We start from the raw sequence: 14,492 nt of genomic DNA on the forward strand, positions 1-14,492 counted from the left end.
GGGTCCGCAGCGGGGTGGTGTCGGGCCCGTCGAGGTCGAGGTGGCTGAGCAGGGCCGTGGGGAGGAAGAGCACCGCGCGGACGCCGCCGTAGGGCGAGCGGGTGTCGACGGAGACGCTGAAGCCGTAGCGGGAGGCGAGTACGCCGATGACGGGGAAGCCGAACTGCGGGGGGTCGCCGAGCCGCGAGACGTCCACGGTCCGCTGGCCGGAGAGGAGGACGGCGGCCCGCTGGATCTCCTGGGCGTTCATGCCGACGCCCGCGTCGTCGACGACGACGACGGCCCCGTTGTGCACGGGCTGGATGCCGACCTCCACGGCCGTGTTGGGCTGGGAGTGCCGGGCCGCGTTGTCGAGGAGCTCGGCGACGGCGAGGACGACGGGCTCCACGGCACGGCTGACGACGGCGAGGTCGGCGTGGTTGTGCACCTTGACGCGCCGGTAGTCACGGATGCGGGAGGTGGCGCCGCGGACGACGTCGAGGAGCGGGGAAGCGGCGCGCTGTCTGCCGGGCCAGGAGCCGCAGAGCACGGCGATGGCCTGGGCGCGGCGGCCGAACTGGGAGTTGGCGTGGTCGATCTGGAGCAGGTCGCGCAGCACGTCGGGGTTGTCGTGCCGCTCCTGCATGTCGGAGATCGCCAGCTGCTGCTCGTGCGCGAGGCCCTGGAGGGCACGCATGGACGCCTTGAGGGCGGCCTTCGCGGACTGGTCGGCGCGGGCCTGCGCCTTGTCCACGGACTGCGTGAAGGTGTCCATCACGGACTGGAGGCCCTGGGCGAAGACGGTGCCGCCGAGGCGCTCGTCGAGCAGTCCGGGCAGCGGGACGGGCTCGTGCATGGAGGCCGTCACGGCGGGGAGCCGGACGGTGACCATGTGCCGCACCTCCCTGTCACGCGTCTGGAGGCCCTCCTCCAACTGCGCGACCCGCCTGCGCACGGCGGCGGTGATGCCCCGCTGGCGCACCAGCAGAACCGTCACGACGACCAGCGCGACGGCCAGGCACCAGCCCACCACCTCCGGTATGTGATGTGACATCAATTCCTCGTGGACGCTGGGGGCATGCGGTCGACGGGGACAGGGCCACTGATTCCTGACGCCCCGTCCGGAAGCGGAATACGGCGATCATCCTAACCACGGGCAGGGGTGCGTGGCCGATCCTCGACCGCGATTTTCCGAACAGACATACGTCCAGAAAAGTGGTACGGAGCCGCCCCCGGCGGGCGGCGGGACGTCCATACGGCGAACGGCCGCGGACGGTCTTCGTCCGGATCACGCGGGGCATGCTCCGGAGGGGCGCGCCCCGGCGTGCCCCGGGGTGGACGCCCCGGCACGCTCCGGAGGCGTACTCCGGTACGTCCGGTGAGCGGGTCCGGGTACATCCGGTGAGCGGGTCCGGGCGTGCCCGGTGAGCGGGTCCGCCCGGCTCGGCGCGGCGCGGGCGCGGCCCGGACCACGGCCGGTGCCGTCCAGCGGATACGGTGGTGTCCGTGTGCCGCGGCGGGCGGAAGACCGGGCGGCACGGAAGAAGAACGACAAGGGAAGATGTGAGCAGGTTGTCGGTGCAGGTCAGCGCGGTAGTCGCGGCAGTCCGGAGCACGGGGTAATCGTCATGCACATTGTGATCATGGGCTGCGGCCGCGTGGGCTCCGCCCTGGCGCAGACCCTTGAACAGCAGGGCCACACGGTCGCCGTGATCGACCAGGACCCCACGTCCTTCCGGCGCCTGGGCTCCGGCTTCGGCGGACGGCGGGTGACCGGCGTCGGCTTCGACCAGGACACCCTGCGCGAGGCGGGCATCGAGGAGGCCGGCGCCTTCGCGGCCGTGAGCAGCGGCGACAACTCCAACATCATCGCGGCCCGGGTGGCCCGCGAGATGTTCGGCGTGGAGAACGTCGCGGCCCGGATCTACGACCCGCGGCGTGCCGAGGTCTACCAGCGGCTCGGCATCCCGACGGTGGCCACCGTGCGGTGGACGGCGGACCAGATGCTGCGGCGGCTGCTGCCGTCCGGCGCGGAGCCGCTGTGGCGCGACCCGAGCGGCGGCGTGCAACTCGCGGAGGTGCCCGCCTCGGACGCCTGGGTGGGCCACAAGATCAGCAGGCTGCAGGAGGAGACCGGCGTGCGGGTGGCCTTCCTCACCCGGCTGGGCGAGGCGATGCTGCCGACGTCCCAGACGGTCCTGCAGGAGGGCGACCTGGTGCACGTGATGATGCGTACCGACGAGGTCGAGAAGGTCGAGGCGGCGTTCGCCGAGGGCCCGGAGGAGGCACACCGATGAGGGTTGCTATCGCGGGTGCGGGTGCCGTCGGGCGCTCCATCGCCGGTGAGCTGCTGGAGAACGGGCACGAGGTGCTGCTCGTCGACAAGGCGCCGACGGCCATCTCGGTCGAGCGCGTGCCGCTCGCGGAGTGGCTGCTGGCCGACGCGTGCGAGATCACGTCGCTGGACGAGGCGGCGCTCCAGCGCTGCAACGTGGTGATCGCGGCGACCGGTGACGACAAGGTCAACCTGGTCGTCTCGTTGCTCGCCAAGACGGAGTACGGGGTGCCCCGGGTCGTGGCCCGGGTGAACAACCCGAAGAACGAGTGGCTCTTCAACGAGTCCTGGGGCGTGGACGTGGCCGTCTCCACGCCGCGTCTGATGTCGGCGCTGGTCGAGGAGGCCGTGAGCGTCGGCGACCTGGTGCGGCTGATGCGCTTCAGCCAGGGCGACGCGAACCTGGTGGAGCTGACGCTGCCGCCGGAGTCCGCGCTGGCGGGCACGCGCGTCGGGGACGTGGACTGGCCGGACGACACCTCGCTGGTCACCATCATCCGCGGCAACCGCGTGCTGACCCCCAACAAGGAGGACTCCCTGGAGGCGGGCGACGAGCTTCTCTTCGTCGCGGCACCGGCGCGGGAGGAGCGGCTGGAGGAGCTGCTGTCGGTGCGGCGCGCGGACGCGTAGCGCTCCGCTGAGGGCGGTGCGGTCGCGCCTACTGGGGTGCGGCTTGCGCTTCGCGTGCGGCTGCGGGTGCGTTGTGGCTGGTCGCGCCGTTCCCCGCGCCCCTTAGGGCGCGTATTGGGTTGTGATCAATGATTGGCTCGGGTGAGGTCCCTGATCCAGATCATTGATGCTCGTAGATGAAGGCCGACGAGGTAGCTTTCGGGGGTTTTGTCGTAGCGGGTGGCGATGCCTCGCCAGGCCTTCAGCTTGTTGATCAGCCGCTCGACGGTGTTCCTCTCCTTGTAGAGGCCGGTGTCGTGACTGACGGGCCGGCCGCCCCTGGACCCCTTCCTCTTCCGGTTGGCGGCCTGGTCCTTCTTCTCCGGGATCACTGCCTTGATGCCGCGTTGCCGCAGGTGGGCGCGGTTGCCGCGGGAAGAGTAGGCCTTGTCCCCGGCGACCGCGTCCGGCCGGGTGCGGGGACGGCCGACGGGGCCGCGGACCCGTACCCTGCCCAGCACCGGGATGAACTGCGGGCAGTCCGCGGCCTGGCCCGCCGTCAGGACCAGGGACAGCGGGCGGCACCGGCGGTCGCCGGCCAGGTGGATCTTGCTGGTCTGCCCGCCACGCGAGCGGCCGAGCAGGGCGGCCTTCAGACGGAGCTTGCGCCGTCGCCGGACGCGTCGGCGCTCTTCCCGCTCCGGGTCGCTTTCGGCGTCCTGCCCGTCTTGTCCTTCCGGGCCGCCCCCTTTTGGCGTGCCCTCTCCTCGGCGGCGGCCTTCTCCAAGGCGGCCAGCACGTCGGCACCGAGGTGCATCCCGGCCGCGTCGTGATGGGCCCGGACGGTGGTGGAATCCACGCTGACCAGGGACAAGTCCACCCGCCCCAGCTTCGCCGCCTCGGCGATCAGTCCCTCCAGCAGGGCTTCGAAGACACCGGCATCCCGCCACTGCCTGAAACGGTTGTGCACGGTCGGCCAGGCGCCGAACCCGGCCGGCATCTCCCGCCACTGCGCTCCAGTGCCGAACCGCCAGATCACGCCCTCGAACTGCTGCCGCAGCCGCGACGGGTACGGACCGTACTCACCAATCGGCAGGTACGGAGCGACGTACTCCCATTCCTCGTCCGTCAACTGTGTCCGCGTCATGCACCCCGATCTACCGGATTCGCCCCCGCCGCGAGGGCGAATCCCACAGATTGATCACGACCCGATACGCGCCCTAAGGGGCGCGGGGAACTGCGCGTTTTTACTGCTTGGTGGCCGCCGCCTTCTCGCGTTCTTCCGCTTCCATCTCGGCGAAGACGTCGATCGGCGGGGGCGCCTTGGCCAGGAAGATCCACGTCAGGTAGACGGAGAGCAGCATCGGCGGGATGCCGAGTGCCACCTTCACCCAGCCGAGCTGCGTCGCGTCGCCCCACCAGTAGAGCGGGAAGAGGATCGCCGACTTGGCGAGCAGGATGAGGCCCCAGGCCCAGCTGGCCTTGGTGTAGGCGACCTTGCGGCCGGGATTGCGGGTGCGCCAGGAGAGGTTCTCCTTGAACACCGGGCCGAGGATCAGCCCCAGCAGCGGATACCCGGCGAGCGACGTGACGATGTACGCCACGGCCAGCCCGAGGCTGTAGAGCATGCCCGGCAGGTAGAAGTTCTTGGCGTCGCCGGACATCATCGCGAAGACGGCGCCGAAGGCGACCCCGAAGACGCCGCTGAAGGCGTGCTTGAGGGTGTCCTTGCCGATCAGCCGGGCGATGCCCAGCACCAGGGAAAGCCCGAGCGCCGCGATGGCCGCGCTGTGGATGTCCCGCTTGACGGTGTAGATCGCGACGAAGACCAGGCCGGGGACGGTCGTCTCGACCATACCCCGCACCCCGCCGAACGCCTCGAACAGGGCCGCCTCGGTGGCCGCTCTCGCGTCGGCGTCCGCGTCGGCCCGCCCTTGCTGGTCCATCGGCTTGTCGAGAGACGTCACCCGCTACTCCTGTCCGAGAGGTCGGAGTTCGTACTTGGGATTGAACAGCACCCGGCGGCCACGGCTCATGGAGATCCGGCCGGAGGCGATCAGCTTACGGCCGGGCTCGATGCCGACGATGGAACGGCGCCCGAGCCACACCACGTCGAGCGCGGCGGAACCGTCGAAGAGCTCCGCCTCCAGGGCGGGGACCCCGGCACGCGGACGGAGGGTGACGGTCCGGAGCGTGCCGGTGACCTTCACTATCTGCCGGTCGTCGCAGTCGCAGATCTTGGTGCAGCCCGTCTCCTCCGCGTCCTGTTGCAGCTCCGCGGAGTGCAGGTCCTCCTGCGAGGTGGACAGCCGGTCCAGCATCCGGCGCAACCGGCCTGTCGGCTTCTCGGAACGGGGTACGACGCTCATGTCCCCCAGCCTACCGGGGCACCCACCTGGCGCAGCCCTTGCGCGACGGGGTGCCCCGTCAGGGGCGCGGGGAACTGCGCGACCAGCCATGACGCGCCCCGCGGACGCGCGCCGAGCTCACGAGGCACCCCGGTGGGCGCGGGGGTCCGGGGGCGGAGCCCCCGGTCACAGCTCGAAGCGGTACCCCATGCCCGGTTCCGTGATGAAGTGCTTGGGGTGGCTCGGGTCCAGTTCCAGTTTGCGGCGGAGCTGGGCCATGTAGACGCGGAGGTAGTTGGTCTCGGTGCCGTACGAGGGGCCCCAGACCTCCTGGAGGAGCTGCTTCTGGCTGACGAGACGGCCCGTGTTGCGGACCAGGACCTCCAGCAGGTGCCACTCGGTCGGGGTGAGGCGGACGTCCCGCCCGCCGCGGTTGACCTTCTTCGCCGCGAGGTCGACGGTGAAGACGTCGGTCTCGACGATCGCGTCGTCGCCCGCGGCCGACGGCCCGGTCGGCTCGGCGCGCCGTACCGCGGCCCGCAGCCGGGCGAGGAGCTCGTCCATGCCGAAGGGCTTGGTGACGTAGTCGTCGGCGCCCGCGTCGAGCGCCTCCACCTTCTCGTCGGAGGTCTGGCGGGCGGAGAGGACGAGGATCGGCACCCGGGTCCAGCCGCGCAGGCCCTTGATCACCTCGACGCCGTCCATATCGGGCAGGCCGAGGTCGAGGATGACCACGTCGGGGTGACGGGCGGCGGCGAGCTGGAGGGCCGTGGCACCGTCGGGGGCGGCGTCGACCTCGTACTTCCGCGCCTTGAGGTTGATCACGAGAGCGCGGACGATCTGCGGCTCGTCATCCACCACGAGCACCCGGTTCATGCGGAACCACCTCTGCTGTTCGTTCGGGCCCGTCGGCCGGGCCCGGGGTCTTGGTCGTGAGCTTGTCTGTGCGGCGCGCGGCCGGGAAGGGGAGATGCGGGGAGTGTCAGGAGGTGGCCTGGGCCGGGATGTCCGGCCGTACGGGCGGGCGGCCGGCCGCCGCCCGGAGGGTGAGGACCATGGTCATGCCGCCGCCGGGCGTGTCCTCGGCGGCGAGGGTGCCGCCCATGGCCTCGGCGAAGCCCCTGGCCACGGCGAGCCCGAGGCCGACGCCCGCGCCGCGCGGGGCGTCGCCGTAGCGCTGGAACGGCTCGAAGATGCGGTCCTTCGCGCTGTCCGGGACCCCGGGGCCGCGGTCGGCGACCCGGACCTCCACCCGCTCCCCGAGGGCGCTGGCGGCGACGAGGACGGGGGTGCCGTCCGGGCTGTACTTCACGGCGTTCTCGACGATGTTGGCGACGCTGCGCTCCAGCAGGCCGGGGTCGACGGCGACCATGGGCAGCGTCTCGGGGATGTCGAGGGCGACACTGCCCTCGGGCACTCCCCCGAGGGCCATCGGGACCACCTCGTCCAGGTCGATCTCCCTGATCAGCGGGGTGACCGTGCCGGTCTGGAGGCGGGACATGTCGAGCAGGTTGCCCACGAGGTGGTCGAGGCGGTCCGCGCCGTCCTCGATCCCCGCGAGCAGCTCGGCCTCGTCCTCCTCGGACCAGGCGACGTCGTCGGAGCGCAGCGAGGTCACCGCGGCCTTGATCCCGGCGAGCGGGGTGCGCAGGTCGTGGCTGACGGCGGCGAGCAGGGCGGTGCGGATCCGGTTGCCCTCGGCGAGCTCCTGGGCCTTCTCCGCCTCGCCGACGAGCCGCTGGCGGTCGAGGACGACGGCGGCCTGCGCGGCGAAGGCGGCCAGCACGCGCCGGTCCTCGGCGGGCAGCACCCGGCCGGAGAGCGCGAGGGCCATGTTGTCGCCGACGGGCATGTCGACGTCGGCGTCCTCGGGCCGCAGCAGGGGCTTGCCCGTACTGGTGACGACGCTGCTGGCGCAGGTCCAGGGGTCGACCTCGCTGGCGCGCTCCAGCAGGGCGACGGACTCCATGGCGAAGGTCTCGCGCACCCGCTCCAGGAGCGCGTCCAGGCTGTCCTCGCCGCGCAGGACGCTGCCCGCGAGGAAGGAGAGGATCTCGGACTCGGCACGCAGCCGCGCGGCCTGGTGGGTGCGGCGGGCGGCCGTGTCCACCACGGAGGCCACGGACACCGCGACGAACACGAAGATCGCTATGGCGACGATGTTCTTGGTGTCGGTGATCGTCAGCCGGTGCAGGGGCGTGACGAAGAAGTAGTTCAGCAGCAGCGAGCCGAAGGCCGCCGAGGCGAGCGAGGGCAGCAGGCCGCCGAGCAGGGCGGCGGCGACCGTCATGCACAGGAACAGCAGCATGTCGTTGGCCAGCCCGAGGTCCGGCCCGATGTGCGTGAGCAGCAGGCTGAGCAGGGCGGGCCCCGCGACGCCGACGAGCCAGCCGGCCACGATGCGGCCCCTGCCCAGGCGGGCGCCGCGGGAGACGGGCAGGCCGCGGCCCTTGGCGACCTCCTCGTGGGTGACGATGTGGACGTCGAGGTCGGGCCCGGAGTCCCGGGCGACGGTCTGGCCGACGCCGGGGCCGAAGATGTACTGCCAGGTCTTGCGGCGGCTGGAGCCGAGCACGATCTGCGTGGCGTTGACCCCGCGGGCGAACTCCAGCAGCGAGGCGGGCACGTCGTCACCGATCACATGGTGGAACGTGCCGCCGAGGTCCTCGACCAGGGTGCGCTGGACGGCGAGCTCCTTGGGCGACGCCGAGGTCAGCCCGTCGCTGCGGGCGATGTAGACGGCGAGGATCTCGCTGCCGGAGCCCTTGGCGGCCATGCGCGCGGCACGGCGGATGAGCGTACGGCCCTCGGGGCCGCCGGTGAGGCCGATGACGATGCGCTCGCGGGCATGCCAGATCGTGGAGACGCTGTGCTCCGTGCGGTACTGCCGCAGGTATTCGTCGACCCGGTCGGCGGTCCACAGCAGCGCCAGCTCGCGCAGCGCGGTCAGGTTCCCGGGCCGGAAGTAGTTGGAGAGGGCGGCGTCGACCTTGTCGGCCTTGTAGATGTTGCCGTGCGCCATGCGGCGGCGCAGGGCCTGCGGCGACATGTCGACGAGCTCGATCTGGTCGGCGCGGCGCACCACCTCGTCCGGCACGGTCTCGCGCTGCCGGACGCCCGTTATCGACTCCACCACGTCGCCCAGCGATTCCAGGTGCTGGATGTTGACGGTGGAGACGACGTCGATGCCCGCCTGGAGCAGCTCCTCGACGTCCTGCCAGCGCTTGGTGTTGCGGGAGCCGGGCACGTTGGTGTGGGCCAGCTCGTCGACGAGGGCCACGGCGGGGCGCCGGGCCAGCAGCGCGTCGACGTCCATCTCCGTGAAGGCGGTGTCGCGGTAGGTGAGCTCACGACGGGGCACCGTCTCCAGGCCGTGCAGCATGACCTCGGTGCGCGGACGGCCGTGGTGCTCCACGAACCCCACCACGGCATCGGTGCCGCGCTCGACGCGCCGGTGCGCCTCGGAGAGCATTGCGTATGTCTTGCCGACGCCCGGTGCCGCGCCGAGATAGATCCGAAGCTTGCCGCGTCCCATGGCCCCATTGTCTTTCACGAAGCGCGACGGTGTTCCGGCCGGTTGTCGGCCCGGAGGTGCAGCACTGTCGCGTCACGCCCGACCTTACGGCCATGGAATTGGACATTTGGGTCCGGGGCGGGAACTCCCGCAGGTATTGACGCGGTCCTGACGCCAGGGGCCGTGACCATGGTGCGACGGCGCCGCTCGGGGCCCGTGACACCATGACCGCCATGGCTGACGTACGTACGGCGCACACCTCGGAACTGAGCCCGGCGGAGCTCGTGGCGATCCGCTCACTGCTGGACGACGCCTTCGAGGGCGGCTTCTCCGACGACGACTGGGACCACACGGTGGGCGGCATGCACGCCCTCGTCCACGAGGACGGGGAGCTGGTCGGCCACGGCTCACTGGTGCAGCGCAGGCTGCTGCACGGCGGGCGCGCGCTGCGCGCGGGCTACGTGGAGGCCGTCGCGGTCCGCGCGGACCGGCGCCGCCGGGGCGTCGCGTCGGCGGTGATGGAGGCCCTGGAGCGGGTGCTGCGCGACGGCTGCTACGAGCTGGGCGCACTCGGCGCGGCGGACGAGGCGGTACCGCTGTACGAGGGGCGGGGCTGGCGGCAGTGGCAGGGCCCGACGTCGGTGCTCGCCCCCGCGGGGGTCGAGCGGACGGCGGAGGAGGACGGGTGCGTCTACGTGCTGCCGCACGTGGCTGTCGACCTGGGCGGGGAGCTGATCTGTGACTGGCGGCCGGGCGACGTCTGGTAGGGCGCGGGGAGTCGTCCCGCCGTTGTCGCCTGGGGCGAGCACGCCCTCCGGGCGTGTCCTCAAACGCCGGACGGGCTGAATACGCCCCTACGGCCGGTGCGCCGGGCAGGCCGCGCCTGGCCCGCCCGGCGCACCGGCGACAGAGGTGGTGGGGACTATCGTCCGTGAACCGTGTCGGCGACCGGTGCGGTCCACATCTGGCCCCGGGCCGACATCACGTCGGTCCACTGCTGCGCATGTGCGCCCGGCTTCGTGCTGGAGTTGTCGATCTCCAGGACCTTGCCGCTGTTCACGTTGACGATCCGGCCGGAGTCGTTGTCGAAGTCGAACCGCCAGAGCTGCGTGGCGGTATTGCCCACACAGGTCCACTGCTGGGCCGGGGCACCGTTGTCCTTGCGGGAGTCGGCGATTTCCAGGCACTTGTCGGTGTTGACGTTCACGATCTGGAAGTCCCGGTCCTTGACGTGGACGAAGCGCCAGATCGGCCGCATGCCGTTCTTCTCCATGGAGCAGTCGCTCTGCAGCATGGCCACGCCGTTCTTCCCGGAGCTGTCCGCGGGCTGAAGGCACAGGTTGCTGTGCTTGTTGACGATCCTGTGCTGGGTGCCCGGTGCCTCGGTGGCAGAGCTCACGCCCGACGCCGCCAGGACGACCGCGGCACCGGAAGCAGCGACGGCTGCGACCTTCGAGAAGAACTTCATCTTTCATCCCCGTTTACTGGAAAACGCAACAAATCCTGACACGCCCCGCGTGTCGAAGTTGATCATGATCATATCCATCAACTCCCCTTTTTCCCACCGGAATCAGTCATTCCGGTTTGCTTCACAGCCCTCCCCCCGCATCGCTCCGTGACCGCGGCACAGGGCGCCGTCTCAGCAGCTCCGCGAGCCCCTGCCGGGTGGCGGCGACCACGACGCGGTCGTCGGGGCGCAGGACGTGGCCGGGGTCGGGCTCGGCGGCCGGGCCCGGGCCCTGGGGGGTGAGGGCGAGGGCGCGCCACAGGCCAGGGCGGAAGGCCTCGTCGAGGGTGCGGCCCGCGAGCCCGGGGTGGCTGCCGGCCTCCACCGCGGCGAGCAGGAGGACCTTGCGCTCGACCGGTACGGCGCCCAGGATCTGACGGCCGATCATCGCTCCGGCGAAGCTCGGGGCGACGAGGGAGGAGACGCTGCGGCTGCGGGTGCGCGCCTGGGGGTGGGAGTCGCGCAGGGTGCGGTAGACGGCCTTGGCGAACCGGTCCTCGTACAGCCGCATCACCACGCCGAGGTCGGGCTTGACGGCGCGTGCGTAGAGCACGGCCTCCAGGTTGGTGGTGTCGCTGCTGGTGAGCGCGAGCAGGGTGCGGCTGTCGCCGATCCGGGCGGACTCCAGCACGCCCTCCTCCGTGACGTCGCCGATGACGGTCGGCACGCGCAGCGAGCGGGCCAGGGCCACGCCGCGGGCCTGCGGGTCGCGCTCGACGCAGACCACCGGGATGTCCAGTTCGCGCAGCCGGGCCAGCACCCGGGTACCGATCTTGCCGAGTCCGAGCAGCACCACGTGGCCGCACAGCCCGCGCGGCGGGCGCCGCAGTACGGAGGCCGAGCGGAAGGTGCCGAGCCCCTCCAGGGCGGCGGCCACGAGCAGGGGCAGGAGCAGCAGGCCGAGGAGCCCGGAGAGCAGTTGGAGGAGCTGGCGGCCGAGCGGCTCCCCGATGGCCGGGTTGTTGATGGCGAAGAGGTCGAGGAGGGAGAGGTAGACGGCGTGCGCCGGGTTCGTGTCCGTCACCAGCCAGGAGGCGACCGCCAGTCCGCACACCGCGGCGACCAGCCCGGCCAGCGCCCAGCGCAGCCTGCGGGAGAAGAACGAGCCGAGCGGCAGGCTGCGGTCCGCCAGGCGGACCAGGCGGGCAAGCCGCGTCAGCCGGGACGCGTGCTGCGGCGCCCCGGCGTAGCGGACCGTCTCCAGGACGATCCGGCCCCGGCCGCCCGTCCCCGTCGGCACCGCCTCGTCGGGCAGCATGACGGGCCCGTCGCCGTCGGCGTCGGGGCGCACCGGCGAGAGCAGGGCCAGGGTGCGGGCGCCGTCGGGGTCGCGCTCGCCCTGGGCGAGCGGGGGTCTCTCCACGGCTCTCAGCAGCAGCCCGCCCGCCTCGATGACCCTGTTGTGGCCGGAGACGGCGGTGGCGACGAGCGCGGGCGCGGCGCCGTCGGCGTCGGAGAGGACGGTGGTGGTCGCCTCGGCGGCGGACGCGCCGTCGGCGCCGGTCCGGGCGGCCTGGTCGAGGAGCGCCTCCAGGTGCTGTCCGAGCCTGCGGTTGTACATCCGGATCACGAGCCGCAGCCGCGGGTTGGCGCGGCGGGCCCGCAGCGCCGCGTGGATGTTGGTCTCGTCGTCGTCGTAGACGAGGGCGAGGGCGGTCGCGCGGCCCACGCCCGCCTCGGCGAACGTCTCGTCGTCGGGTTCGGCCGCCTCCACGACGCGTACGGGCCCGCCGGGCGGGCCGCCGTTCACGGGGGCGGCGCCCGCGCCGCCGTTGACCCCGGCGGCGCGGCCGACGGCGCCGGTCACGCGCCCGAGGAGAGCGGCGGCGCGGCCCGGCACCGCGGCCGGACGGTGCCGCCGGTCATGGGCGGGCGGCACCACGAGGGTGACGTGCTCGCCGTAGACGCCGGAGAGCTCCGCGGCGAGCCGGTGCGCGAGCCCGTCGTCGCCGCAGACCACCATGTGCGGTACGGGCGCGACGACTTGGGGCTGAGGGGAGGATGAGGCCACACCCCCAGAATGCCGTCCGACGGGGCGCCAGGGGCGCATAGTCGTCAAGCTTGGGTCAAGTAGTTGCGTTCATACGCAAGTACCGGGCTATGCTTCTTGCGGCTCGACGCAAGTTTGCTTCCCCGGTCGGGGAAAGAGTCGACGACCGGCGCCCTCGCGCGCCACGGCCGGGAGGAGGCGAGAGACATGGACGGCAGTTGCAGTAGTCCGGGTCACAGTTGGCCCGTCCGTATGTCCTCGTCGACCTCCGGTACGCGGTAACCACCTCCCCTGCGCACATTTCCCAGCCACCCGTGCGGCATCCGCCGCTCCGGGGTCTCGTGCTGCCCGCTCGCAGGGGGGATCGCTGCCGCGTGCCCCTGAAACCTCCCCCACCGGGGGACAAGGGAGGCTGTCATGACCCACCTGACCACCACCACTCCACCGCCCGTCCCGACGCAGCGCAGCGCGGTGCTGGACGACGCGCACGTCGGCGACATCCGCGGCGCCCTCGGCACCATCAGGCTGGACGACACCGCGCCGCGCAAGGGGCTCTCCGCCAAGCTCAAGACCCTGCTCGCCATCGTCGGCCCCGGGCTGATCGTGATGGTCGGCGACAACGACGCGGGCGCGTTCGGCACCTACGGCCAGGCCGGGCAGAACTACGGCACGAGCCTGCTGTGGACCCTGCTGCTCCTGATACCCGTGCTGTACGTGAACCAGGAGATGGTGCTGCGCCTCGGCGCGGTCACCGGCGTCGGGCACGCGCGGCTCATCCTGGAGCGGTTCGGGAAATTCTGGGGCGCGTTCTCGGTCATCGACCTGTTCCTGCTCAACGCCCTGACCATCGTCACCGAGTTCATCGGCATCACGCTCGCCGTGGGCTACCTGGGCCTGCCCAAGGTGCCGAGCGTCCTGCTGGCCGCCGTCATCGTCGTGCTGGCCGCGTCGACCGGCTCCTTCCGCCGCTTCGAACGCACCGCGGTCTTCCTCTGCATCGGCTCGCTGCTGCTGATCCCCATCTACTTCATCGTCCACCCCTCGACGTCGCGAATGGCGCACGACTTCGTCGTCCCCGGCATGCCGCACGGCTCCCAGCTGTCCGACGTCATGCTGCTGATCATCGCGATCGTCGGCACCACCGTGGCCCCGTGGCAGCTGTTCTTCCAGCAGTCGTACGTCATCGACAAGCGCATCACCCCGCGCTTCATGCGCTACGAGAAGGCCGACCTGTGGCTCGGCATCGTCATCGTGATCGTCGGCGCCGCCGCCATGATGGGCTTCTGCGCCGCGGCCTTCGGCGGGCACGCCGAGTTCGGCAACTTCACCGACGCGGGTGACGTGGCACGCGGCCTGGAGAAGTACGCGGGCAAGACGGCCGGCGTGCTCTTCGCGATCGCCCTGCTCGACGCCTCCATCATCGGGGCCTCCGCCGTGTCGCTGTCGACCGCCTACGCGATCGGCGACGTCATGGGCCTCAAGCACTCGCTGCACCGGGGCGTCAAGGCCGCCAAGGGCTTCTACGCGGTCTTCGCCGGACTCGTCCTCACCGCGGCCGTCGTCGTGATCATCCCCGGCTCGCCGCTCGGCCTGCTCACCGAGGGCGTCCAGACCCTCGCCGGCGTCCTGCTCCCGTCCGCCTCGGTCTTCCTGCTGCTGCTCTGCAACGACCGGACCGTCCTCGGCCCCTGGGTCAACGGACGCGCGATGAACGTCTTCACGTCGATCGTCGTGGCGGTGCTCGTCACCCTGTCCGTCATCCTGACCGCGGCCGTGCTCTTCCCCGACATCACCTCGGGCGCGATCCTCGACATCATGGGCATCTGCGGCGTCGCGGGCATCCTCGCCCTCGGCTACGCCGAGACACGGCGCCGCAGGAAGGGCTGGGCGCTGGCCGGCCCCGTCGACCGCACGGGCAAGGAGGAGTGGCGGATGCCACCGCTCGACGAGCTGCCCGCGCCCGTGATCTCCACCAGCCGCAAGGTCGGTCTCACCGCCCTGCGCACGTACCTGCTCGCCGCGATGATCCTGGTGATCGTCCGGATCGTGCAGCTCGCGCTCGGCCACTGACGTCTCCGGGGCGGCCGATCCCTTGCGGGGCCGGCCGCGCCCACCGGGGTGCCTCTTGCGCTTGGTGCGCGGCTACCGGTTGCGTTGTGGCTGGGCGCGCCCACGCGGCGGAGCCGCACAATGTCACAGCCCCGCGCCCC

Annotated in this window: 11 protein-coding genes and 1 pseudogene; 4 read left to right on the top strand and 8 right to left on the bottom strand. The window is 71.7% G+C overall.

Going from position 1 to position 14,492, the window contains the following annotated elements:
• Positions 1-1,033, bottom strand: a 1,033-nt coding sequence (locus K6I34_RS03740) for an ATP-binding protein (protein ID WP_229322606.1), incomplete at its 3' end; no start/stop codon positions are given.
• Between the two features lie 574 nt (positions 1,034-1,607).
• On the opposite strand from K6I34_RS03740, the gene K6I34_RS03745 reads away from it, so the two are divergent.
• On the top strand, positions 1,608-2,276 hold the full coding sequence (locus K6I34_RS03745) for a TrkA family potassium uptake protein (RefSeq protein WP_229322607.1): 669 nt from the start codon (positions 1,608-1,610) through the stop codon (positions 2,274-2,276).
• Positions 2,273-2,944 (top strand): TrkA family potassium uptake protein, encoded by a 672-nt coding sequence (locus tag K6I34_RS03750; RefSeq protein ID WP_229322608.1) that lies wholly within the window; start codon positions 2,273-2,275, stop codon positions 2,942-2,944. Before K6I34_RS03745 ends, K6I34_RS03750 begins: the two co-directional genes overlap by 4 nt.
• Positions 2,945-3,069: 125 nt before the next feature.
• On the opposite strand, the pseudogene K6I34_RS03755 reads toward K6I34_RS03750, so the two are convergent.
• From K6I34_RS03755 to K6I34_RS03775, 5 genes and pseudogenes are all read right to left on the bottom strand, one after another.
• Positions 3,070-4,070: pseudogene (locus K6I34_RS03755) on the bottom strand (IS5 family transposase).
• Positions 4,071-4,170: 100 nt separating this feature from the next.
• A complete protein-coding gene (locus tag K6I34_RS03760; protein ID WP_229322609.1) occupies positions 4,171-4,890 on the bottom strand; it encodes a DUF3159 domain-containing protein in 720 nt (239 codons plus the stop codon).
• Between the two features lie 3 nt (positions 4,891-4,893).
• Complete coding sequence (locus tag K6I34_RS03765) at positions 4,894-5,292, bottom strand: OB-fold nucleic acid binding domain-containing protein (protein WP_229322610.1); 399 nt, start codon at positions 5,290-5,292, stop codon at positions 4,894-4,896.
• Positions 5,293-5,457: 165 nt separating this feature from the next.
• Complete coding sequence (locus K6I34_RS03770; protein WP_121796837.1) at positions 5,458-6,147, bottom strand: response regulator; 690 nt, start codon at positions 6,145-6,147, stop codon at positions 5,458-5,460.
• 106 nt (positions 6,148-6,253) lie between these two features.
• Positions 6,254-8,806, bottom strand: coding sequence for a sensor histidine kinase KdpD (locus K6I34_RS03775; RefSeq protein ID WP_229322611.1), 2,553 nt, complete (start codon positions 8,804-8,806; stop codon positions 6,254-6,256).
• Positions 8,807-9,009: 203 nt separating this feature from the next.
• Here K6I34_RS03775 and K6I34_RS03780 point away from each other — a divergent pair, with 203 nt between their 5' ends.
• Positions 9,010-9,552, top strand: coding sequence for a GNAT family N-acetyltransferase (locus K6I34_RS03780; RefSeq protein ID WP_374230787.1), 543 nt, complete (start codon positions 9,010-9,012; stop codon positions 9,550-9,552).
• Between the two features lie 155 nt (positions 9,553-9,707).
• On the opposite strand, the gene K6I34_RS03785 is transcribed toward K6I34_RS03780, so the two are convergent.
• Together K6I34_RS03785 and K6I34_RS03790 are read right to left on the bottom strand one after the other, a co-directional pair.
• Positions 9,708-10,253 (bottom strand): RICIN domain-containing protein, encoded by a 546-nt coding sequence (locus tag K6I34_RS03785; protein ID WP_229322613.1) that lies wholly within the window; start codon positions 10,251-10,253, stop codon positions 9,708-9,710.
• Between the two features lie 121 nt (positions 10,254-10,374).
• The gene (locus tag K6I34_RS03790; RefSeq protein WP_229322631.1) at positions 10,375-12,255 is read right to left on the bottom strand and encodes an NAD(P)-binding protein; all 1,881 of its coding nucleotides are present in this window, start codon (positions 12,253-12,255) and stop codon (positions 10,375-10,377) included.
• A gap of 444 nt (positions 12,256-12,699) precedes the next feature.
• Here K6I34_RS03790 and K6I34_RS03795 point away from each other — a divergent pair, with 444 nt between their 5' ends.
• On the top strand, positions 12,700-14,352 hold the full coding sequence (locus tag K6I34_RS03795; RefSeq protein ID WP_229322614.1) for an NRAMP family divalent metal transporter: 1,653 nt from the start codon (positions 12,700-12,702) through the stop codon (positions 14,350-14,352).
• Positions 14,353-14,492: the final 140 nt, after the last annotated feature.

Source organism: Streptomyces sp. UNOC14_S4 (assembly GCF_020740835.1).
GTDB lineage: Bacteria > Actinomycetota > Actinomycetes > Streptomycetales > Streptomycetaceae > Streptomyces.

Bases quoted from the DNA above. Each gene is read 5' to 3' on its own strand.
- K6I34_RS03750 (WP_229322608.1), top strand. From the start codon at position 2,273: ATGAGGGTTGCTATCGCGGGTGCGGGTGCCGTCGGGCGCTCCATCGCC.
- K6I34_RS03790 (WP_229322631.1), bottom strand. From the start codon at position 12,255: ATGGTGGTCTGCGGCGACGACGGGCTCGCGCACCGGCTCGCCGCGGAG.
- K6I34_RS03765 (WP_229322610.1), bottom strand. From the start codon at position 5,292: ATGAGCGTCGTACCCCGTTCCGAGAAGCCGACAGGCCGGTTGCGCCGG.
- K6I34_RS03770 (WP_121796837.1), bottom strand. From the start codon at position 6,147: ATGAACCGGGTGCTCGTGGTGGATGACGAGCCGCAGATCGTCCGCGCT.
- K6I34_RS03795 (WP_229322614.1), top strand. From the start codon at position 12,700: ATGACCCACCTGACCACCACCACTCCACCGCCCGTCCCGACGCAGCGC.
- K6I34_RS03780 (WP_374230787.1), top strand. From the start codon at position 9,010: ATGACCGCCATGGCTGACGTACGTACGGCGCACACCTCGGAACTGAGC.
- K6I34_RS03745 (WP_229322607.1), top strand. From the start codon at position 1,608: ATGCACATTGTGATCATGGGCTGCGGCCGCGTGGGCTCCGCCCTGGCG.
- K6I34_RS03775 (WP_229322611.1), bottom strand. From the start codon at position 8,806: ATGGGACGCGGCAAGCTTCGGATCTATCTCGGCGCGGCACCGGGCGTC.
- K6I34_RS03785 (WP_229322613.1), bottom strand. From the start codon at position 10,253: ATGAAGTTCTTCTCGAAGGTCGCAGCCGTCGCTGCTTCCGGTGCCGCG.